This window comes from Actinoplanes derwentensis (assembly GCF_900104725.1).
GTDB classification, from domain to species: Bacteria; Actinomycetota; Actinomycetes; order Mycobacteriales; family Micromonosporaceae; genus Actinoplanes; species Actinoplanes derwentensis.
Window position 1 is genome coordinate 3532981 of record NZ_LT629758.1, and the last position, 19615, is coordinate 3552595.

The window sequence follows — 19615 nt, forward strand, 5'->3', positions numbered from 1 at the left end:
TCAGGCGGCTCGGGCGCCCGCCAGGAAACTGTCGGCCTGCTGGGTCAGGCGGGGCAGTCCGAGGGCGCGGGCCCAGCGGGCGATCTCGCCGGCCAGGCGGTCGGCGCCGGAGTCATCGCCCAGGTCGCGGGCCAGGACCGCCAGGAGCATCTGCTGGGCCAGGGTTCCGCAGACCAGGCCGGACCGGGCGCCGAGTGTGGTGGCCAGCTCCCAGCGCTGCCCGGCCGAGGTCAGGTCGCCACGGTTGCGGTCGTGGTCACCGAGGTGCCGGAGGGCTTCCCGGGCCAGCAGATCGTCCCCTCCACCGGTGGCGGCCCGCAGCGCCAGCTCGTAGTGCCGTGGGGACACGTCACGTTGTGCGAAGTGGTTGTCGGCGATCAGACCGAGGTACATGTGGGCCCAGCCCTGACGTACCAGCGAAGTGGTCTCTGTCGCCAGACGACCGCACCGGGCCCGCATCTCGGTGAGCACCTGCGGGTCCTTGCCGTCGGGACCGAACCGGTAACCGTCGGGGCCGCGCAGCGCGGTCATGTAGTCGTGTTTGAGCCGGAGGAACGCGAGATCCCAGGTGGGGCCGCAGATCCGGTCGGCGGTCTCCAGCCGGGCGAGGCCCAGGGCGCTGCCGGTGTGCCAGTCGCATTCCGCCGCCACCTCAGCCGCGGCCGCCGCGGTCCGGGCGTCCGCCGGAAAAGCGTCCAGCAGGCGGAGGGCCTGGTCCCAGCGGGCGGCGTAGGACAGGGCGAGCGCGGAGGAGACGATCTCATCGACGTATGTCATGGCGCCGACGCTAGTTATGCGAAAAACTATCCACAAGAAAACTAGTTTGAGGAGGGGCGGATGGCAAAGGATAAAGCGGACATCCTGGTGGAGGCCTGGGCGGCCGAACTGGACTGGCTCGACCCGGTCCAGGAAGCGATCATCGTGCGGCTGTCGGTGCTCGGAAGGCATCTCGCCCAGGCTCGCAAGACCGCTCTGGCCGCCGGCGATCTGGCGTACTGGCAGTTCAAGGTCCTGTTGATCCTGCGCCGTGGCGGCCCGCCCTACCAGGCCAGCCCGTCCGAACTCGCCGACAGCCTCGGGCTGACCCGGGGCGCCCTGTCGGCGCGGCTGCGGCCGATCGAGGAGGCCGGGCTCATCACCCGCACCGGGGCCGACGACCGCGACCGCAGGCGGGTGCGGGTGACCCTCACCGAGGCCGGGCATCGAGCGTTCGAGCAGCACATCGGCACCGAGTACCGGGCCGAGACCGCGTTACTGGCCGCCCTCGACGCCAGTGAACGCCAGGCCCTGGCCGACCTGCTCCGCAAAGTCGTCCTCGCCGCTCAGGAGTGATCCACCGACTGCAGAAAAACGCAGGTCAGAGCCGCCTGAGCGGGTTTGGTGTCGGTGAGCGCCCGAAACTCCGGATCCGCGTCGACCGGCATCACACAGGCCCGCGCCTCGTCGATCCGCTGCATCGCCGCGGTGATGTCCCGTTCCCGGTCCGGGCAGCGGTGCGTGATGTCGATATAGACCTTGTTGAGCGTACCGTCGTCGGTGTTGGCCGCCACCCAGTCGTCGAACTGGTCGGCCTCCCAGCCGCAGGCCAGCCCCGCGATCTCCTCGACCTTGGCGAAGTTGAGATCCGACAGCTTGTGCCCGACCTCCTGCTCGACGGCCTTGCGATAGCTGACCGCGTCATAGGCGAACGGCGCGGCCACCGCCGCCGCCGGCACCTCCACCGGCTGCTCCGGCCCGTGCGGAAACAAGACCCACCCCACCACGAACCCACCGGCGGTCAGCAGCCCCAGCGCTCCCGCGGCCAGCCGCTCGCGCGGATCACCGGGCCGCGCGTGCCGCCCCCGGCCCCGCGCGTGCACCCCAGCCGCGTGCCGCCCCCGATACCGCCCCGCCATGCCCGTTTCTCCCGCCGTGTGATGGGCGTCCCCACTACACGTCGGCCGATCCGGTCCCTCTTAAAGCAACAAGCCCCTTTTCTGGTACGCCCGCCCAAGGCCCCGTGCCCACCCCACAAGCCAGGCGGCCCGCCCGGACCGCCCCGCGCCCGCCGGGCGTGAGCGTCCCCGCACCGTCACGCCATTACCGCCACACAGCCAACGGGCTCTGGCTTCGGCCTAGCCGGCCGGGGTTTCGTGCTGTCCCAGCGGCCCCGGGGTGGGGCCGCTGGGCGGCGAGGCTACGACACGGTGCGGGTCCACTGCTGGTTGGTGCCGGTGCCGCAGGTGTACTGGGTGATGTCGGCGCCGTCGGCGGTGTTCGACGAGACCACGTCCAGGCACTTGCCGCTGTGCCGGGCCTTCAGCTGGTAGTAGCTGCCGGTCGCCACCCACTGCCACTGCTGGTTGGTGCCGGTGCCGCACGTGTACTGGACGATGTTGGCGTTGTCGGCGGTGGACGCCGAGGCCACGTCGAGGCATTTGCCGCTGTGCTGGGCGACGATCTGGAAATAGCCGCCGCCGGCGTCGCGGAACTCGAACTTCTGGTTGCCGCCGCCGTTCCACGTGTACTGCTTGATCTCGGCACTGTTGGCCTGCGAACTGCTGACCACGTCCATCACCTTGCCGCTGTTGCGGTTGGTGATCCGGTAATAGGTGGCCGGGTTGCCGGTGATCGTGCCGGCCGCCGCGTCGATCGTGATCGTCGGGTACCACGACAGCGACATCGATGTGGACGACGGGAAGGCGATCGGCAGCCACACGTACCGGGAGTCGTTGACCGGCCCGGACCAGGCCCCGGCCCAGCGGTCACCCAGGTAGAGGTAGCTGGTGCCGGAGGTGCCCTGGACCGGGAGCACGTAGGCCGGCTGCGAGCCGTAGGAGGTGGAGTCGCCCACGTTGGTCCAGCCGGACCAGGGGCCGCTGATGCTGGTGGCGGTGGCGTACTTGGACTGGTTGGGGTTCCAGCCGGAGGTGCCCGAGGTGAGCAGGAAGTAGACGCCGTTGCGCTGGAACATCGCGGGCGCTTCCCGGGTGGCGTTGTCCCAGAAGTTGCCGACGACGGTGGAGACGTTCAGGAAGTCGGCGGTGAGGCGATAGATCATCAGGTCGCGGTTCTCATCGGCGGCGGAGATCATGTACGCCGTACCACCGTCGTTGTAGAGGGTGATGTCCCGGGACATGTAAGTGCCGAAGGGCCGGAAGCTGCCGTGGTACGTGTAAGTACCGTCCACGGTGTCCGACGACGCCACCGCGGCGCGCGCTTCGCCGTAGTCGGTCGCGTTCTCCTTGTGCATCCACATCACGTACTTGCCGGTGGACGCGTTGTAGACGACCTTCGGGCGTTCAATCTTGGCGCTGCCCAGTTCGGACGCCGACGACGAGGTCAGTACGTCGTTGCGGAACTCCCAGTTTCGCAGGTCGGTCGAGCGGTAGACGGAGACGGCGCGGAACGTGTCGTCGGCGTTGCGGTTCTCCCCGAACCAGTACCAGTACGACCCGACTTTGAGCACGCCGCCGCCGTGGGCGTGCAGCCCGGCCCCGGACGTGTCGGTGAACTGCACCCCGTTGGTGATGGTGACCGGTGCCGCCTGTGCGGGCGCGGGAAACGCCAGCAACAGAAGGAACACCGCGACGGCGGAGAGAAGTCTCATCCACGAGCCCCGATCGATGCGTAAGGATGTGTATTAACGTCTTCGTAAACGGTCGGAAACGGTGAGGCCATGGTGCGATCGCGGTCGGTCGGAAACGCAACCAATCGAACAGCGATGTTCCAGGTCCAGCGGCACGAGCTCCTGCTCGCCGAACTGCGCCGCTGCGGCGCGGTCCGGGTCAGCGACCTCGCCCGCGACCTGGGCGTGAGCGAACTGACGATCCGCCGGGACATCGCCGCCCTGGCCGCCCGCAACCTGGTCCATCGGGTCCACGGCGGAGCGACCCTGCCGACCCCGTCCCGCCCACTGCCGGCCAAGCGCACCGCGTTCACCATCGGCATGGTCGTGCCGTCACTCGACTTCTACTGGCCGCCGATCGTGTCCGGGGCCCGGGCCGCCGGCGCCGCCCTCGGGGTGAACGTGCAGCTCCGCGGCTCCAGTTACGACCCGGAGGAGGACCGCCGCCAGATCGGCCGGCTGGTCGACGCCGGTCAGGTCCAGGGCCTGCTGCTGGCACCCAGCCTGGACGGCGACGACGCCGACCGGATGATCGACTGGATCACCCGGCTGCCGGTGCCGACGATCCTGGTGGAACGCCAGCCACGCCGCTGGACGAGCACCCCACGACAGATCGAATGGGTGCGCAGCGATCACGAGCTGGGCATGGAGATCGCCGTGCACCACCTGTACGAACAGGGCCACCGGCGGATCGGCCTACGACTGTCCGACGGGAGCCCGACGTCGGCGTACCTGCTGCGGGGCTGGCACCGGGCCTGCACCGACCTGGACCTCCCCGCCGATGCCGGAACCGGCCTGACCGCCCTGATCGTGCACAGCGACCCGGAAGCCATCGCGGTGGCCCAGTCCTGCGCGGACCGAGGCGTCCGCATCCCCGACGACCTGGCGATCGTCTCCTACGACGACGAGGTGGCCCACTTGGCGGCCCTGACCGCGATCCGCCCCCCGAAGAACCACGTGGGCCGCCTGGCGGTGGAGATGATGGTCTCCCGTTTGCTGGACGGTGACCGCCGCCCCACCCAGGGCGTCCTGGTGGCCCCGGAACTGGTGGTCCGCCAGTCGTCACTGTCCCACCGCGTCCGAGTGTGACCGCGCTGCGGGACCGGCATCTCTAGACCCCGGAGGTGTCCCCAACGGGTGCCGGATGGTCCGGGTCGCCACTCGGGTAGGCGCCTCATGTCCCAGTGCAGCCGGGCCACGCGGGCACAACGCGTCGATGATCCCCGCGATGTCGAGCCGCCGGGAGAAGTCCGCGATCACCAGCAATGATCCCAGCCGTTCCTCAAGTGTTGTGACCTGCACCAACTCGGCACGAGGCCGCACCGCACCCGCTACCGCCATACCCGCAACCAAAACATCGATCATGCTGGAAGTAACGGACACTCGCTCCAAAGCATGTGCGAAACACGGGCCCGGACGACAGCGGCACCTTTGATCACAACCCCACCGAGTTCGCACATGGAGGAATGATGACCAACTCCGACAAGTCAGTGATCCGACACACGTTGAGTATGCCCATCGATACGTTCGGTGTAGCACCGATGCCGGGAGTGGAGGACTGTGTGACAACTACAGCCGTCACCACCCGGACGACGGATGATCAACACCTACGGGTCGGGCTCCGGCGCTACGGTGCTCCGATGACCGTCGACACCATCGCCGCTGCACTCCGCGAACAGGTCATGCAGCGGATCACATACCTGCCCGACCGGAAACTCCACGCCCTGCTGTACCTCACCCAAGGCCTCGCCTACGCCTCCGGTGACAAGCCGCTGTTCGATGCCGACATCACCGCCACACCTATCGGTGTTCACGTCTCCAGCATCACCCCCGGCGCTGTCCCTGAACCCGCCCCGGAGGCGCTCCTGGCTGTCTCTCGGTACGGGCAGCTCAGCGCCATGGACCTGGAGGCGCTCATCCGCGGCCAGCAACCGTGGCAGCAGACCGTCACCGGCCAGGTCATCGACCCTGAACTCATCCGCCACTGGTTCCGGGCGCAGGAAGAGATCCCCGAGGGCACCGTGAGCGGCTACCCCCGTTCCGTCCGCGCCGGACTCCACACGGCTGACAGCACATCCCCCGCCACGCCCGACTCCCCCGAAGAGATCGCGGCCTTCATCGCCGACACGAAGGCGAGAATGTGAGGCATTGAGTGGCCACCAACTGGCAGCTGCTGGGGTTCATGGACTCGATCCGGGCGTGGCTGCAACACGACCCGCCGCCTGGGCCGCTGTTGGTAAAAGTCGCCGAGTTCGGTGCCGTTCTCGAACATGACCCGTTCAGTGGTGATGCTGAGCAAGAGCATTCGAGCCAGTTCTTCCGAACCATTCCGGGCACGGAGCACGACAACCACATCGTCGCGATCTCTTACGAACTGGAGGGCCGGACGTCGTCGCCGAACGGCAGGGAGGTGCGGTGCCAACGCATCGGCTGCGTGCCACACCCCCAGCAGGTCCTGTTCTTTCACGAGTTCCTCAACGAGAAGACACCTGCGCACCACCGGTAGACGCTTCTGTACGGCATAGCGGTTATACGGTTGCCGTGGAAGGCCTGGAACAGGACACGAGCACCCGTCATGACGGCGTCTTTGATCCGTCGGTCGGCATGGTCGTCACCGAGTCCGGGAAAGCCCGCTGGCGTGAGCGTCTGCAACGGCAGCGTGAGCTGTTGACGCCGGAGAATCGCGCCGCGATGCGGGCCCAGGTCGGTTTCGCGCCGCCCGCGTGAGCTACAGGCAGATTTGCTGGACGCGTCGGCGGTGGTCGAGTTGACCCGAGGGCCAATGCATGACGGTGGGCCGATCGCCGAATTAGATGAGGATGACACCGTAGTCGGGATTCCGTTCCTGTGCCTGTCGGACGCCATGCGGGCTGTCGCGGAGCTGGACCGGTTGCATATGCTGGTGACCCATCGTGCGGTGCGAGTCCTGTCGGATGGGCCGTGGTCGTGGCGGGCACATGCGGCGACCCGCGATGTGGTCGGGCTGGCGTCTGCGGTGCTGGCGGCAATGAACGACGGTGTGCCGATGCTGACCTGCCATTCAGGCCTATACGAAGGCATCAACAACGGGAACCTGGCGATCGAGGTCCCGGATTGATCTGACTGTTCGTATCGACCGGCCCTGGTCAATCGGTTCGGATTGCTCACGGCTGGGTGAACAGGGAGTCACTGGCGTAGGCAGACTGCGTACGGTGCCCGAATGCGAACATTCGCCGTCCTCTGTGCTCTGATCCTTCTTGCCGGCTGCAGCAGCGAACCATCCTCATCGTCGCCCGCCCCTGTGACCGCCACATCAGTGGTTCAGGAAGCCGTCGAGAGTGTGGATGCCGGTGCCGTCGTCAAACGGCTGAAGGATGCCGACATCGGCATCACGGCCGTAGCGGTCCAGGATGAGAACACGGACCCGAACAATCTGATCGGCCGGCCCAGCGGCTACGTGTCGCGGGCATCAGCTGATCTGCCCGGCGGGAGCGAGCAGGGCGACAAGTACACCGTCGCCCGCGGCCTGGTTGTCGAGGTGTTCGCCACTGCCGGGCAGGCCAAGACCCGCAGCGACTACATCAACGCTGTTCAGCAGGGCGCCGCGGTCCTCGGCACGGAGTGGCACTATTTCACCGGCGGTGGCACTGCCCTGGTGCGGGTTTCAGGAACGTTGAAGCCGTCGCAGGCCAAGAAGGTTGAGGCCGCTGTGGCTGCGCTGTAGCGCAGTAGCTACAAAGGCGGCCCGCACCATCATCGGTGCGGGCGGGCGGCTCAGCGGACCGGTGACCAAACGGTGATGGGCAACCGTGGGCGGACGGCGTGCCGGAGACCGGGGCCGGACTGGTCGAGGCAGGGTGCTCGCCCGCGGCCGCGAGTACCGGGCCGCAGGGCTGGTCGAAAGGCGATTACACCTGATCGCGTACGCGATGGGCGCGAGCGCGACCGGCATGACCTTCCTCGACAGCGAGATCCCGGCCCTGCTCGGAGCACCGCTGGACGCGTTGATCCTCACGTGCGTAGGGGTGCCGGATACCGGGAGCGCGGCCGACGTACGGCCCATGCGGCACCGGAGCTGAGCGGCGCGGCATCCGCACGAGATCAGGGGCGGATGGTCGTGCCGATGCCGAGCCGGTCGAGGACCACGAAGAACTGGTCCTCGACGAAGACATCGGTCGCGGCCAGCGCCAGCTCCACTGCGGCGACCGGCGCCGGGTTCAGACCAGCCTCCCGCGCCCACTCCACGGCGGCAGTAGCGGGCGGCGGCCCCGCTCAGCGTCTCGGCCAGCATGTCCTGCTTGGTCGCGGCCGCTTTGGCTTCGTACTCCGGGTCGACCCAGCCGTCGCCCAGATAGTTGCCGTCCTCGTCGAAGGGCGAGGACGGCAATTCGGTGTACGCGACCGCGCTGTCGATGTTCAGCCAGGTGTCCCAGAACGGCGTCCGCACCCCGACCGCGTGCACGTACGCGGCGGAACTGTCGAGAATGTTGGCGGCCAGCACCGGAGCGCCGGTCGTGTCACGCACCTCGGTGATGAACGTGTCCGGCATGTCGCCGGACGACAACTTGATCCGGGTTACCAGCCATCCGCCGGAGAACTTCTCGTACTCCACGTCGCCGTCATACCGGTCCGAAAACGGTGACTCACCACGATGGACGACGTAACTCCCCCACAACCCCATGGCAGATGATCATGGCGCATCCGACCGGTGCCTGTCAGCCCGGGACGTCGTCGAAGCGGAATTCGAACTCGCCGCTCTCGATGCGGTCGATGAGTTGACCTACGTTGTCGGCCTGGAGTATCCCGCTGTCCCACCCGGCGCTGGCGATGTCGACGGTCAGCACCGGCGCGGGATCCCTGCGCAGATCCAGCACCAACTGCTCCCGCGAACCGTCACCCCCGATGATCGCGATGCCGGGATGCGCGCCGGTGGCCTCGTCCCACGCCTCGTGCAGACCGAGCATCTCGCGGGGCGTGTTGAGCCAGACGTACGCCCCGCTCGTCATCCATCCTCGCCGGAACCACGACCGGCCTTGCAAGTAGTTTCGCCACGCTTGCGGTAGTGGCGTACCCAGAGCCTCCTCGGTCTCAGCGAACTCCGCGTCATCGACCGGGCCGCCGTATTCTGACTCCTGTTCGATCGCGCCGATGATGTGCGCGTTGAGATCGGCGATAGCATTCGCCGGGATCCGGTATTCACGTTCGTCACGGCGAGTGCCCTGCCCCACCTCGAACCGGTCCAGGAACCGCCGGTCGACGTCGAACTGAATCACGTGACCGGCGCCTTCGGCGGGCACGGTCTGTTCCCGGCAGATCCGCACGGCGAGCTGACGATCAGCTACGGTAGCGACGACCGGCCGTGGTGGCCAGGCACGCCAGCCCGAGGACGCGACCGCGTCGAGTTCGTCCGGCCCGACGGAGCGCCACAGGGTGATCCGGTTCGGGTCGAGGGTGGCAGTGCTGCGATCGGAGTCGGTCATGACGCCATTCTGCGAGGTGGGAGCTGGAAGCTCCCACCTCCCGCCGGGCGTCAGGCGTCGTATTCCTGGAGGAAGGACAGCAGGTCGGTGCTCAGTTGGGCCTTGTGGGTGTCGGTGATGCCGTGCGGGGCTCCGGGGTAGACCAGCAGCCGGGCGTCCTTCACCAGTTCGGCGGAGGCCTTGCCGCCCACCTCGAACGGGACCACCTGGTCGTCGTCGCCGTGGATCACCAGGGTGGGGATGTCGAATCCGGCCAGGTCGTCACGGAAGTCGGTGGCCGAGAAGGCGGCGATCGACTCGTAGGCGTTGCGGTGGCCGGCGGCCATCGACTGGAGCCAGAACGCCTGGCGGATGCCGTCGGAGACGTCGGCGCCGGGACGGTTGTTGCCGAAGAACGGGCCGTCGGCGAGGGTTCGGTAGAGCTGGGAACGGTCGGCCAGCGAACCGGCGCGGATGCCGTCGAAGACTTCCAGGGGTACGCCGCCGGGGTTGTCGGGGCCCTGCACCATCAGTGGGGGCACCGCCGACACCAGGACCGCCTGGGCCACTCGGGCGCTACCGTGCCGCCCGATGTAGCGGGTGATCTCGCCGCCGCCGGTGGAGAAACCGACAAGGGTGACCTCGCGCAGGTCCAGGTGGTCGAGCAGCGCGGCGAGGTCGTCGGAGTAGGTGTCCATCTCGTTGCCGTGCCACGTCTGGCTGGACCGGCCGTGGCCGCGGCGGTCGTGGGCGATCACCCGGTAGCCGTTGTCCGCCAGGAACAGCTGCTGTGCCTCCCAGCTGTCGGAGTTCAGCGGCCAGCCGTGGCTGAGCACGACAGGGCGGCCGGTCCCCCAGTCCTTGTAGTAGATGCGGGTGCCGTCGGCGGTGTTCACGAAGCTCATCGGGCTGCCTTCTCGATCAGGTCGGCTACGGCCTTGGGCTGGGAGATGTGGACGACGTGCGAGGCCCGTACGGCAATCGTCGCTTTTGCTTGTGCTCTTGCCGCCATGAAGTGCTGGGCCTGCGCGGGGATCAGCTTGTCGTCGCGGGCCACCAGGAACCAGGACGGGATGGTCTTCCAGGCCGGCTCGCCGGACGGCGTCTGCAGGGTGCTGGCGTCGCCGGGGCGCTGGGTGGCCCACAGCAGGTCGGCGTCGGTGCGGGGCAGGTCGCCGGCGAAGACGCGGTGGAAGTACTCACGTTTGACGTAGCCGTCGACACCGCCGGGATGCGGGCGGAAGTCCAGGGCGTCCAGGGTCAACTCGGTGCCCTCGAAGCGGGTCTGCAGGTGGAAGACGTCGTCACCGGCGTCGGGGGCGAACGCGGCCACGTAGACGAGCGCTTTCACGTTCGGGTTGCCGAGTGCGGCGTTGGTGATGACGACGCCGCCGTAGGAGTGGGCGGCCAGCACGATCGGGCCGCTGACGGTGGCGAGGAGACTGGCCAGGTAGGCGGAGTCGGAGGCGACACCGCGCAGCGGATTGGCCGGGGCGATGACCGGATAGCCGGCCCGGATCAGGCGTTCGAGGACGCCGGACCAGCCGCCCGCGTCGGCGAACGCCCCGTGCACGAGCACGATGGTGGGTTTGACCCTGCTGCCACTCGCCGAGGCGGGTGAGCCGGTGACCGCGACGGCTGCGGCGGCTGCCGCGGTGCCGGCCAGTACGGTACGGCGGGAAACGGTTGACATGCGTTCATGCAACCGTCCCCGCAGCGTGCGGACCATGCAGGACGACCGGCAGAAGTCACTGTGGAGTCCAGGACGGATCACGGCGGACCTCGTCGAGCATCCAGTCGATCTCGGCGGCGACCGTGGTGGCGTAGTCCCCGACCGGGCGATAACCGAGCCTCTCCGCGGCGGTCATGTCCAGGATGATCGGCGGGATCCGGTGCCACGGATGCCAGCCGTCCTCGTCGTCGCCGGGCAGCAGGATCTCGTCCCAGGTGTGCCCGGCCCGCGCGGCTACGACCCGGGAGATGGTCAGGCCGTCGGGGGCGTCCGGGTCGGCGGCGTTCAGGATGCGCCGACCGGGCCGGTCGGCGGCACACGCGACCAGCGCCGCGATGTTGGCGGCCGCCGAGGTGTGATCAGTGCCGAGACCATCACCTGCGAGCTTGATGTACGGCTGTCGGGCCAGGCATCGTTGCAGGAACCACCATTCCCGGGGCGGCCGGGCACCGATCCCGTGGACTTTGGACGGCCGCAGCACCGTGACCGGAGCGCCGCTGTCCAGGAGGGTGTGCTCGGCGGCGATCTTGTTGGCCCCGTACCCCAGCGGTGAGTCGTAAGGCATGTCGCCCGGTGCCATCGTCGGCTGGTCCTCGCTGATCGGCCCGGTGAATCGCGGCGGCTCCGGCGAGTTGACGTGGTTGCCGTCGGCGTCGACGTAGACGGCCTTGCTGGAGATCAGCACCGCCGAACCGGCCGCGCGCATCAACGGCAGAACCTGCCGGGCGTGCTCGGCGGTGAAGCAGGCGGCGTCGACGACCAGGTCGAACTCCCCGCCGGGCAGATCGTCGTGGCCGGCCAGAATCAGGGTGGCCCCGGCCGGAGCCGGTCGTGGGGTGCGGCCGGTGACGGTGACCTGCCAGCCGTCCCGGAGCAGGTGCCGGGCGACGGCCCCGCCGATCATCCCGGTGCCTCCGATGACAAGAGCGGATCTCATGGTTCTCCTTCTGCGGACGCCGTGCATGATCTACGCCATGATGATCCCGCACCGGTGGAACCGGCCGGCGGCGATCGAGGTGTGCCTGGAGGCGCTGGCCACCGGGCGGGTGCACGGTTTCTCCCCGAACCACGATCCGGAGCTGGCCGCCTGGCGTCCCCTGCTGCGCGGCGTCGGCTGACCGATCCCGTACCCTGCTCTCCTTGCATCGATCTTGAGGGGACTCCGGTATGCGCCGCATCGTCATCGCCGTGACCAGTGCGGTCGCGCTCGGTGGAGTCGGAATCGCCCTGGCCGCCACCGCGAACGCCGCCGAAGGGCCGAACGTCGCCCCGACACCGTCAAGATCTGGTGGGGCGACGGCACGACCAGCACCGTCAAGGCGTACATCGCCGAGACGATCGCGACGCACGTCTACACCAAGGCGGGCACCTTCAAGGTGACGGCCGCTCCGGCCAACGAGTTCGGCACCGCCACCGCGCGCAGCGCCGGCAGCATCACCACGAAGGCCGACGCCACCAAACCGGCCGTCACCCTGACGAAGCCGTCGAGCCCCGCCCGCTCCGCGTCGTGGGCGACACTGCGCGGCAAGGCCACCGACGTCGGCATGGGCGTGCGCGGTGTCAGCGTGACGGCGATCGAGAAGCGCGGCACCGCCTGGTACTACTACAACGGCGTCAAGTGGGTGAAGGCCACCTCCGGCAGCGCGGCCGTCGCGAAGGCCAAGGTCCTCACCGTCACCCCCAGCACCTCCGGCGCCTGGATCTTGAAGATCAAAGGCTTGGCGAAAGGTACGGCTCGCTTCACATACTCCGCCGTCGACAAAGCCGGCAACCGCTCCGCCGCGAAGCTCCTGAACCAGAAACTGACCTCGTGACCCGCGGTGTGGTGTTCTTCGATGTGGACGGGACTCTGGTTCCGCGTACCTCCAGTGGGCAGCATCTGGCGGATCGGCTCGGGCACGCGGAGGTTCTGCGGGCAGCGGAGGCCGCCTATGACGACGGAACCATGACCAACCAAGAGGCGTCGGTCATCGACGCGCGCGGGTGGGCCGGATGGACGCCGGCTGAGGTGGGTGGCTTTCTGGAGTCGATGCCGCTGGTGGACGGGATCGCGGAGACCGTCTCCTGGTGCCGGTCCCGGGACGTTCAGCCGGTGCTGGCGACCCTGGCCTGGGATGTCGTCGGTGAGTATCTGTGTGAGCGGTTCGGGTTCGGGCAGACGTCCGGGCCTCGGCTCGAAGTGCTCGACGGCCGCTTCAGTGGGGCGGTCGCCGAGCACTTCGACGAGGTGGGGAAACGGGACTACGCGCGGGCGGTGGCCGCCGGCTTCGGCGTCGGGCTGCGGGACTGTGCGGCGGTCGGGGACAGCCGGTCGGACCTGCCGCTCTTCGCCGAAGCCGGGCTGGCCGTCGCCTTCAACGCGTCACCGGCGGCCGAGGCGGCCGCGCACGTGAGCGCCGGAGGCGACGACCTGCGCGTGGTGTTACCGCTGCTGGAGGCGTGGTTCCGGTAGGGCCGTGAGCGGGGTGGCGGCGTGCAGCAGCGCCGCCACGACAGCCAGTGCGGCGGCTCCGGCGAACAGCAGGCCCGGGTTGCCGTACGACAGCAATCCGCCGAAGGCGACGCCCGCCGTGACCGGGACGACCGCCTCGGCCATCGCACCGACTCCGGTCAGCGCGCCCTGCACGGTGCCCTGCTCGTCGGGGCCGGTGACACGCGAGATCCACGACTGGGCGGCCGCTCCGCCGAACGAGCCGAGCACCCCCACCGCCAGCGCCGTGTAGAGCATCCACGGGCTGGACGCGACAGCCGTCCCCAGGAACGACACGGCACCGAGCAGCCCACCGGCGACCGCGGCCCGTTTGTCACCGAGCCGGCGGGTGATCGGGCCGACCGCCAACGACTGGAACAGTGCCCCGGCCAGGGCACTCGCCGCCATCAGAACACCGACGTGCGCGGTGCTGAAGAGGAAGTGGACGGTCAGGAAGAACGACCACAACGACTGGTGGATCATGCGGGCCACGTCCGAGCAGAACCGCGCCCAGGTGAGCCGGCCGAGCACCGGGCGGCGCAGGACCACGGTGACGGCCGTGATCGGGTTCGCCATCCGCAGCGTGAGCGCGGTGGTGCGATCGCCGGGGCGGGATTCCGGCAGCACGAACCAGCCGTAGGCGACGTTGACGAAACAGAGCAGACCGGTCACCAGGAACGGCAGGCGCACGTCGACACCGCCGAGCAGGCCGCCGAGAACCGGGCCGGCCACGAAACCAAGACCGAAGGCGGCACCGATCCGGCCGTACGCCCGGGCCCGGTCCTCGGGTTCGACGACGTCGGCGACGTAGGCGTTGACCACGGTGTTCGTGCCGGCGCAGGCTCCGGCGAGCGCGTGGAACGCCAGCAGCACCCACATGCCGCCGGCCGAGGCGTGGGCCAGCCAGTCGACACCCAGGCAGGTCAGCGAGAGCAGCAGGACCGGACGGCGCCCGTAGCGGTCGGAGAGCCGCCCGAGCAGAGGTGACAGGGCGAATTGGAGTACGCCGTACGTGGAACCGAGAATCCCGGACCAGAGGACGGCGGTGGCGGGATCGTCGGTGACCGTCGTCAGCAGGGCGGGCAGGATCGGGACGATCAGACCCAGGCCGAGCATGTCGATGAAGACGGTGACCAGCAGGAAGTTGAGGGCGGGTGCCCGGTGCATCGGGAGCTCCTACGGTGTCGAGAAGGGCAGGTGCCCCCCTCGTTTCCGCAGGACTTCCGGCGACCGGCTGTCTACCGACCGGCTACCGTCCGGCTACCGACCGTCTTCCACAGGCACGGAGGATCAGATTATCGGTAGCGTCAACCCATTTTCGTAGTAGGAATTCACGGCCGGCTGACCGGTGTAGTTCGGGCCCGCCTTGTCGTCGGCGCCCAGATACCGGAACGGTAGACGGAGATCACGCGGCCCGGTGCAGGTGATCCGGCGCCGGCGGGTGTCGTAGCCGATGTCCGCAGCCCGCAGCAGAGCAGGCAGCCCTCTCGCGTTCTCCGCCCGCACCGATGCGAGATCCAGGTCGGCGACGAAGGTCCCGGTCGGCGTCAGCCATTTCAAGACCCGCGTGAGTACGCCCAACTTGTCGCCGATGTAGTGCAGCCCATGCACACAGGTGATCAGGTCGAACGCCCGGTCCGGCGTCCAGTCCCCGACCGGCGCCTCGACGAACCGCACCCCCGTCGTCGCCGGCGGGGCCACCAGATCCACTCCCACCAGAGTCACGTCGGCCCGTCGCGCCGCCGCCTGAGTCAGGGCCCGACCGCTGCCGCAGCACAGATCCAGCCAGGCGCTACCCGGCTCGGTGAGCCGTGTCAGCGGGTCGAATCCCAGCTCCTTGGCGTAGCTGTTCACCCCGGTGAGCTGGCGTTCCCGGTTCATCGCGTTGTTGGCGACCACGGACGACGCATGAAGTTTCCCATCATCGAGCAGCACCGTTGCATTCTTCCGCATGCCGGGTCGCCCGGCCGGGTTGTTAGGCTGCTGCGCACGTCAGCCCAGGTTCGTGAAAGAGGCCTCACCCATGTCCAAGATCAGAAACGAGTCTCGGGTGGAGCGGCGCAACGCCCGGTTCCAGCAGTGGGAGGCCCTGCTGACCAACCGGAACACCCGGCACCGTCTGGGCCAGTTCCTGGTGCAGGGTGTGCGCCCGATCAACGAGGCCATCGCGCACCACTGGCAGATCCGGGCGCTGCTGCACGCCGGGAACCTGAAGTCGCAGTGGGCCCGTGACCTGGTCGACGGCCACGTCGCTGACGAGGTGACCCGGCTCTCCCCCGAGTTGCTGCGTGACCTCTCCGACAAGGACGACGACACCGCCGAGCTGATCGCCGTCGTGGCGACCCCGGCCGACGACCTTACCCGGATCCGGTTGCGCCCCAACGGCGTCGTGGTCGTGCTCGACCGGCCGATCAGCCCCGGCAACGTGGGTTCGCTGCTGCGCTCGGCCGACGCGCTGGGTGTCGACGGGGTGGTCATCGCGGGCCGGGCCGCCGACCTTTACGACCCGAAGACCGTCCGGGCCAGCCGCGGATCCCTGTTCGCCGTTCCGACGGTCCGGGCCGAGACACCGTCGGCGGTGCTGGACTGGCTCCGCACGACCACTGCGATGACGCTGGTCGGGACGAGCGAGGACGCGGTCACCGACATCTGGTCCCACGGTTTCACCGGCCCGACCGCGGTGGTCGTAGGCAACGAGACCACCGGCATGAGCAGCTTCTGGTCCGACAACTGCGACACGACCATCCGCATCCCGATGGTCGGTTCGGCTAGCTCCTTCAACGCGACGGTCGCCGCCTCGATCACCCTGTACGAGATCACTCGCCAGCGCGCATGACCCCGGCTCCGCCTCGTCATCCGGGTAGGTCGGCGTGCATCTCCCAGGGCGCCTGTGGCAGGACCTGGCCGGTCTCCAGTAGGGACTTCAGGTTCGCCATCACCGCCGGCCAGCCGAACGAGATCGCCGTGACGTCGTCGTCGCTCTGCAGGTTGGCGTGGGTGACGGTGAGCCGGACGATATCCTGATACCGCTCGATGAGGAACGTCACCACCGATGACTCGGGCCCGGGCACCGCTCCCGGCTCGCCGAACGTCATCACCAGCCGGTCGGGCGGCTCGACCTCCAGAACGACCCCACCAGCATCGGCCACTCCGGACCCGTCGATGCGCACGTGCTCCCACGGCGATCCGGGTCGCCAGTCGGAGACGTTGCGGTGCCCCCAGAAGTCTCCGGTCAGATCGGCCGAGAGCAGCGTCTCCCAAACCCGCTCCGGAGTGGCATGGATGTAGGTCACGTACACATAGTCGGGTCTCATCGATGAATCCTCCTTCTGTCGCCGGGGCTGCTCCGCTTCGCGGCGGATCGTGTCGAGAACCCGCAGCCTGGGCTCCTCGAACGACGCGATCCACCTGTTGCGTACGTCTTGGAGCGGCACCGGGTTGAGGTAGTGCAACCTCTCCCGCCCGCGCCGCACCGAACTCACCAGGTTCGCCTCCTCCAGCACGCCGAGGTGCTGGGTGACGGACTGTCTGGTCATGGCCAGCCGGGCACAGAGCCGGCCCAACGTCTGCCCGGTCTCGGCACGCAGGTCGTCGAGCAGCCGCCGCCGGGTGGGGTCGGCAAGCGCCTTGAACACCTTGTCCATGTCACCGGCCATGACCACATTATGCAGGCATCCGACTGCATAATGTCAACGTTCAACGTTGCCGATCATCCGAAGCAGTACTTTCAAGGCGGCCACGTAGTCCGCATCGTCGATCCCCTCGTGAATCCGTGCTCTGATGTCCGGCGCGGCCCCCTTGAACTGGATCCGGGCCATCTCTCCGGCTGCGGTGATCCACCAGCGGTCCTCCGCATCCCGGGTGAGCCACTCCTTGGCCAGAAGCGTCTCCGCCGTTCGGGCCAGGTCGTCCTCGGCACGCAGATAGGTCCTCATCGCCTCCTTCAGCTCGGGAATCGTGCGTCCCCGCCCGTCCGGCGAGAGATCGTTCGCCGAGAGGTTGCGCAACATCCAGAACTGCGGCTGCGTGAACCCCGCCTCGGCCTGTCTCGCCCTGGTGAACCCGATCAACGCCTCGTAGGCCACCCCGGTCCAGTAGGCAGCCGGTTGCCCTGCCAATTCCGCATCGGTCATCTGCGCAGCGTCCATGGCGCCGACCGTAGAACCTCAAGTGCATTTGAGGTCAAGCACTCACCTCAGCCGAGACCGGGAACAACCGCCGTCAGGCAGCCTCACCGGGTGGCCGGACCGGGCATCGAGTGGACGTCTGGCCCGTCGACACGATCTCCACCGGGTTCGGAATCGGAGCCGGATAGCCTCACCGCATGATCAAGGCAGTCATTGTCGATGTGGATGACACGCTGTGCCTGACTGAGGCGACGTCGTTCGTGCTGGAGAACGAAGTGCTGGCGGCGATGGGGCGGCCGCCGATGTCGCGAGGTCTGCATCTGGCGAACTGGGGTGAGCCGCTGTTGGAGGCCATGCCGAAGCGATCACCCGGGATCGATCTGGAGCGGTTCGGGCCGCTGTTCCACGACTTCATGCGGCGGCACGTCGCCGACGGGCGGATCGACGTGATTCCGGCGGAGAACCTGGCCGCTCTGGACGAGCTGGTGCTGTCCGGGCGCACCGTGATGCTGTTGACGTCGCGGACCGGGCCGGAGATCCAGCACATGCTCGCACCCGATCATGTGCTGACCAGCCGGATCAGCGGGATCTACCACCGGGACAACACCCGGCACGGCAAACCCGACCCACGGGCCTTCGACGAACTGCTGGCGCACACCGGGCTGTCCCCGGCGCAGTGCGTCTACGTCGGGGACTCGCCCGGTGACGCGAACGCGGCCGGTGGAGCGGGGATGGCGTTCATCGCGTGCCTGCAGAGCGGGGTACGGCGCCTGGACGAGTTCGACGAGCGCTGGGTCACCGCGTCGATCAACACGTTCCCGGAGGTGGTCGCCACGGTCGACAAGATCGGCGGAGCCGCAGGGTGACCGGAGCAGCACGGTGACCAGGGCCGCACGGTGACCGGGGTCAGCCGAACTCCACGCTGATGCGATGGCTGCTCGACGGCCACGCCGGTACCGGGAGGGTGGTGCGGCCGCCTCCTCGCTCCCGGGCCACCACCGAGACCGGGGAACGGCCGGCGGGGATGAACAGGTCGACACCGGAGATGAACGTCTGGGCGATGAACTCCGGCAGGGGTGCGGTCAGATCGCTCACACCGTCGCTGGAATCGTCGAAGGCGAAGACGCCGATCACCCGGCGGGCGTGCGGGGCGGTGGCCGGGTTCAGGATGTCCCGACCGTTGATCCACAGATGGTCGCCCTCACCGCCCCACCATTCCTTCTGGCGCTGGAACGTCAGGGCGGTGTGCCGGTCGCTGGTGTCGACGAGACCGCCGAGACCCTCGCCCGGGCGGCTGGTCAGCAGTCGCACGAAGTTGTCCGAACGCCGGAACGGCTCGAAGTAGAAGTGGTGAGTGGACTGGCCGGTCCGGAGCAGGGCGAACTCGTACCGATCATGGGGTGTCAAGGGGATCGGGCCGAAGGCGCCGTCGGGGCCGACAGCCCGGCGCCAGACCGCCCGGCCGGAACGCAGTCCGGTCTTCGAGCGCACCCGGTAGACCTCGAGGACCGCGTCGGTCACGCCGGCGTTGCTCGGGAAGAGCACGGCACGGCCGGAGACGTACGCGGTGCGGGCCGGCCGGACACCGCAGTAGCGGGGCGGGTGGCCTCGCAGGAAGCGGTGGATCTCGCGGAAGGACTCCACCGACGAGACGGTCTGGGTGTGTGACTGGTCCGGGAAGTGGACGTTCGCCGCACCGGCCACGGTTCGGGCCGGATCGCCCTCGCCCCAGACGGCCAGGGTCTCGACACCGCCGGGCAGAGCCGTGGCGGGCCGGCCGTCCAGGTTGACGTAGTGGGCCACGCGCGCGGCCCGCTCGGCGGAACTGTTCAGGTAGGCCTGGGTGACGAAGGTGCCGAGCGAGTGGGCGAGCAGGTCGACCCGGTCGGCGCCGGTGGCGGCGAGGAGACGGGTGATACGGGCGTCGAGTTGGGCGAACACCTGCTGGATGATCGTGGCGATGTTGGGTGAGTCGTACTCGTGCGCTTCGATGACGGTGCTCGGATAGCCGTTGCCGGCCAGGCGTTTCGCCTGGACACGGAACTGCATCGCGGATCCGGCACTGCCGTGGATGAAGATCACCGGCCGCGGTGGGGCCGGACGCCCGGCACGGGCGGGTAGAGCCGGGAGGCCGGTGAACGCGGCGGCGGCCGGCAACACGATCACACTGCGGCGACTGATGCCCATCAACCCTCCAGATCGACAAGCATGATTTTGCACGGTCAGTGCGAGTATCACAAC

26 protein-coding genes and 1 pseudogene are annotated in these 19615 nt (G+C 68.5%); 14 read left to right on the top strand and 13 right to left on the bottom strand.

Annotated features, from left to right (window positions below; translation table 11 throughout):
- Complete coding sequence (locus BLU81_RS15550; RefSeq protein ID WP_092545332.1) at nucleotides 1-777, bottom strand: hypothetical protein; 777 nt, start codon at nucleotides 775-777, stop codon at nucleotides 1-3.
- Nucleotides 778-837: 60 nt separating this feature from the next.
- On the opposite strand from BLU81_RS15550, the gene BLU81_RS15555 reads away from it, so the two are divergent.
- Complete coding sequence (locus BLU81_RS15555; protein WP_092545333.1) at nucleotides 838-1332, top strand: MarR family winged helix-turn-helix transcriptional regulator; 495 nt, start codon at nucleotides 838-840, stop codon at nucleotides 1330-1332.
- Here BLU81_RS15555 and BLU81_RS15560 read toward each other — a convergent pair.
- Both BLU81_RS15560 and BLU81_RS15565 read right to left on the bottom strand, forming a co-directional pair.
- The gene (locus BLU81_RS15560) at nucleotides 1323-1895 is read right to left on the bottom strand and encodes a hypothetical protein (protein ID WP_157751596.1); all 573 of its coding nucleotides are present in this window, start codon (nucleotides 1893-1895) and stop codon (nucleotides 1323-1325) included. The genes BLU81_RS15555 and BLU81_RS15560 overlap by 10 nt on opposite strands.
- A 281-nt stretch (nucleotides 1896-2176) precedes the next feature.
- Complete coding sequence (locus tag BLU81_RS15565; protein ID WP_092545335.1) at nucleotides 2177-3589, bottom strand: RICIN domain-containing protein; 1413 nt, start codon at nucleotides 3587-3589, stop codon at nucleotides 2177-2179.
- Nucleotides 3590-3703: 114 nt separating this feature from the next.
- On the opposite strand from BLU81_RS15565, the gene BLU81_RS15570 reads away from it, so the two are divergent.
- From BLU81_RS15570 to BLU81_RS15600, 7 genes are all read left to right on the top strand, one after another.
- Nucleotides 3704-4696: a substrate-binding domain-containing protein gene (locus BLU81_RS15570; protein WP_172890560.1), complete on the top strand. Its 993-nt coding sequence runs from the start codon at nucleotides 3704-3706 to the stop codon at nucleotides 4694-4696.
- A 551-nt stretch (nucleotides 4697-5247) separates the two neighbouring features.
- Complete coding sequence (locus tag BLU81_RS15575; protein WP_157751597.1) at nucleotides 5248-5751, top strand: Panacea domain-containing protein; 504 nt, start codon at nucleotides 5248-5250, stop codon at nucleotides 5749-5751.
- A gap of 8 nt (nucleotides 5752-5759) precedes the next feature.
- Complete coding sequence (locus tag BLU81_RS15580) at nucleotides 5760-6113, top strand: hypothetical protein (protein WP_092545338.1); 354 nt, start codon at nucleotides 5760-5762, stop codon at nucleotides 6111-6113.
- A 35-nt stretch (nucleotides 6114-6148) separates the two neighbouring features.
- Nucleotides 6149-6334, top strand: coding sequence for a hypothetical protein (locus tag BLU81_RS15585; RefSeq protein WP_092545339.1), 186 nt, complete (start codon nucleotides 6149-6151; stop codon nucleotides 6332-6334).
- A gap of 31 nt (nucleotides 6335-6365) precedes the next feature.
- Complete coding sequence (locus tag BLU81_RS15590) at nucleotides 6366-6704, top strand: hypothetical protein (RefSeq protein ID WP_157751598.1); 339 nt, start codon at nucleotides 6366-6368, stop codon at nucleotides 6702-6704.
- A gap of 102 nt (nucleotides 6705-6806) precedes the next feature.
- Nucleotides 6807-7310 (top strand): hypothetical protein, encoded by a 504-nt coding sequence (locus tag BLU81_RS15595; RefSeq protein ID WP_157751599.1) that lies wholly within the window; start codon nucleotides 6807-6809, stop codon nucleotides 7308-7310.
- Between the two features lie 133 nt (nucleotides 7311-7443).
- Complete coding sequence (locus BLU81_RS15600) at nucleotides 7444-7665, top strand: hypothetical protein (RefSeq protein ID WP_197686234.1); 222 nt, start codon at nucleotides 7444-7446, stop codon at nucleotides 7663-7665.
- A gap of 22 nt (nucleotides 7666-7687) precedes the next feature.
- Here BLU81_RS15600 and BLU81_RS48300 read toward each other — a convergent pair whose 3' ends face one another.
- Nucleotides 7688-7831 carry a hypothetical protein gene (locus tag BLU81_RS48300; protein WP_157751600.1) on the bottom strand — a complete coding sequence of 48 codons (144 nt, stop codon included), beginning with the start codon at nucleotides 7829-7831 and terminating at the stop codon, nucleotides 7688-7690.
- A 146-nt stretch (nucleotides 7832-7977) separates the two neighbouring features.
- Here BLU81_RS48300 and BLU81_RS15605 point away from each other — a divergent pair, with 146 nt between their 5' ends.
- On the top strand, nucleotides 7978-8250 hold the full coding sequence (locus BLU81_RS15605) for a hypothetical protein (protein WP_157751601.1): 273 nt from the start codon (nucleotides 7978-7980) through the stop codon (nucleotides 8248-8250).
- Between the two features lie 51 nt (nucleotides 8251-8301).
- Here the strand turns inward: BLU81_RS15605 and BLU81_RS49850 are convergent, their stop codons facing one another.
- The 4 genes and pseudogenes from BLU81_RS49850 to BLU81_RS15625 all read right to left on the bottom strand — a co-directional run bounded on the left by BLU81_RS49850 (nucleotide 8302) and on the right by BLU81_RS15625 (nucleotide 11714).
- Entirely contained in the window at nucleotides 8302-9066 is a 765-nt protein-coding gene (locus BLU81_RS49850) for an SMI1/KNR4 family protein (RefSeq protein ID WP_197686235.1), read from the bottom strand.
- Nucleotides 9067-9116: 50 nt separating this feature from the next.
- Nucleotides 9117-10112: an alpha/beta fold hydrolase gene (locus BLU81_RS15615; protein WP_373873246.1), complete on the bottom strand. Its 996-nt coding sequence runs from the start codon at nucleotides 10110-10112 to the stop codon at nucleotides 9117-9119.
- Nucleotides 10031-10774, bottom strand: a pseudogene (locus tag BLU81_RS15620) (alpha/beta hydrolase); the annotation flags it as partial. The gene BLU81_RS15615 and the pseudogene BLU81_RS15620, both read right to left, overlap by 82 nt.
- Nucleotides 10775-10793: 19 nt before the next feature.
- Entirely contained in the window at nucleotides 10794-11714 is a 921-nt protein-coding gene (locus BLU81_RS15625; RefSeq protein WP_197686236.1) for a Rossmann-fold NAD(P)-binding domain-containing protein, read from the bottom strand.
- On the opposite strand from BLU81_RS15625, the gene BLU81_RS48305 reads away from it, so the two are divergent.
- The 3 genes from BLU81_RS48305 to BLU81_RS15635 are packed head-to-tail and all read left to right on the top strand — an operon-like array spanning nucleotide 11713 to nucleotide 13229.
- On the top strand, nucleotides 11713-11895 hold the full coding sequence (locus tag BLU81_RS48305) for a hypothetical protein (protein ID WP_172890469.1): 183 nt from the start codon (nucleotides 11713-11715) through the stop codon (nucleotides 11893-11895). The two genes, BLU81_RS15625 and BLU81_RS48305, sit on opposite strands and share 2 nt — an antisense overlap.
- A gap of 33 nt (nucleotides 11896-11928) precedes the next feature.
- Complete coding sequence (locus BLU81_RS15630; RefSeq protein WP_092545346.1) at nucleotides 11929-12591, top strand: PKD domain-containing protein; 663 nt, start codon at nucleotides 11929-11931, stop codon at nucleotides 12589-12591.
- Entirely contained in the window at nucleotides 12588-13229 is a 642-nt protein-coding gene (locus BLU81_RS15635) for an HAD family hydrolase (protein ID WP_231954567.1), read from the top strand. The genes BLU81_RS15630 and BLU81_RS15635 overlap by 4 nt, the downstream gene beginning before the upstream one ends.
- Here BLU81_RS15635 and BLU81_RS15640 read toward each other — a convergent pair.
- Nucleotides 13200-14414 carry an MFS transporter gene (locus BLU81_RS15640; protein ID WP_092545347.1) on the bottom strand — a complete coding sequence of 405 codons (1215 nt, stop codon included), beginning with the start codon at nucleotides 14412-14414 and terminating at the stop codon, nucleotides 13200-13202. The genes BLU81_RS15635 and BLU81_RS15640 overlap by 30 nt on opposite strands.
- A 123-nt stretch (nucleotides 14415-14537) precedes the next feature.
- Complete coding sequence (locus BLU81_RS15645; protein WP_231954568.1) at nucleotides 14538-15182, bottom strand: class I SAM-dependent methyltransferase; 645 nt, start codon at nucleotides 15180-15182, stop codon at nucleotides 14538-14540.
- A gap of 97 nt (nucleotides 15183-15279) precedes the next feature.
- Between BLU81_RS15645 and BLU81_RS15650 the strand changes: the two genes are divergently transcribed.
- On the top strand, nucleotides 15280-16083 hold the full coding sequence (locus tag BLU81_RS15650) for a TrmH family RNA methyltransferase (RefSeq protein WP_373873247.1): 804 nt from the start codon (nucleotides 15280-15282) through the stop codon (nucleotides 16081-16083).
- 16 nt (nucleotides 16084-16099) lie between these two features.
- Here the strand turns inward: BLU81_RS15650 and BLU81_RS15655 are convergent, their stop codons facing one another.
- Complete coding sequence (locus BLU81_RS15655; RefSeq protein WP_231954569.1) at nucleotides 16100-16903, bottom strand: ArsR/SmtB family transcription factor; 804 nt, start codon at nucleotides 16901-16903, stop codon at nucleotides 16100-16102.
- A gap of 33 nt (nucleotides 16904-16936) precedes the next feature.
- Nucleotides 16937-17395 (bottom strand): transposase, encoded by a 459-nt coding sequence (locus BLU81_RS15660; protein ID WP_092545350.1) that lies wholly within the window; start codon nucleotides 17393-17395, stop codon nucleotides 16937-16939.
- A gap of 176 nt (nucleotides 17396-17571) precedes the next feature.
- Between BLU81_RS15660 and BLU81_RS15665 the strand changes: the two genes are divergently transcribed.
- Nucleotides 17572-18240 (top strand): HAD family hydrolase, encoded by a 669-nt coding sequence (locus BLU81_RS15665; protein ID WP_092545351.1) that lies wholly within the window; start codon nucleotides 17572-17574, stop codon nucleotides 18238-18240.
- 40 nt (nucleotides 18241-18280) lie between these two features.
- Here BLU81_RS15665 and BLU81_RS15670 read toward each other — a convergent pair whose 3' ends face one another.
- Nucleotides 18281-19561: an alpha/beta hydrolase gene (locus tag BLU81_RS15670; protein ID WP_092545352.1), complete on the bottom strand. Its 1281-nt coding sequence runs from the start codon at nucleotides 19559-19561 to the stop codon at nucleotides 18281-18283.
- Nucleotides 19562-19615 lie beyond the last annotated feature (54 nt).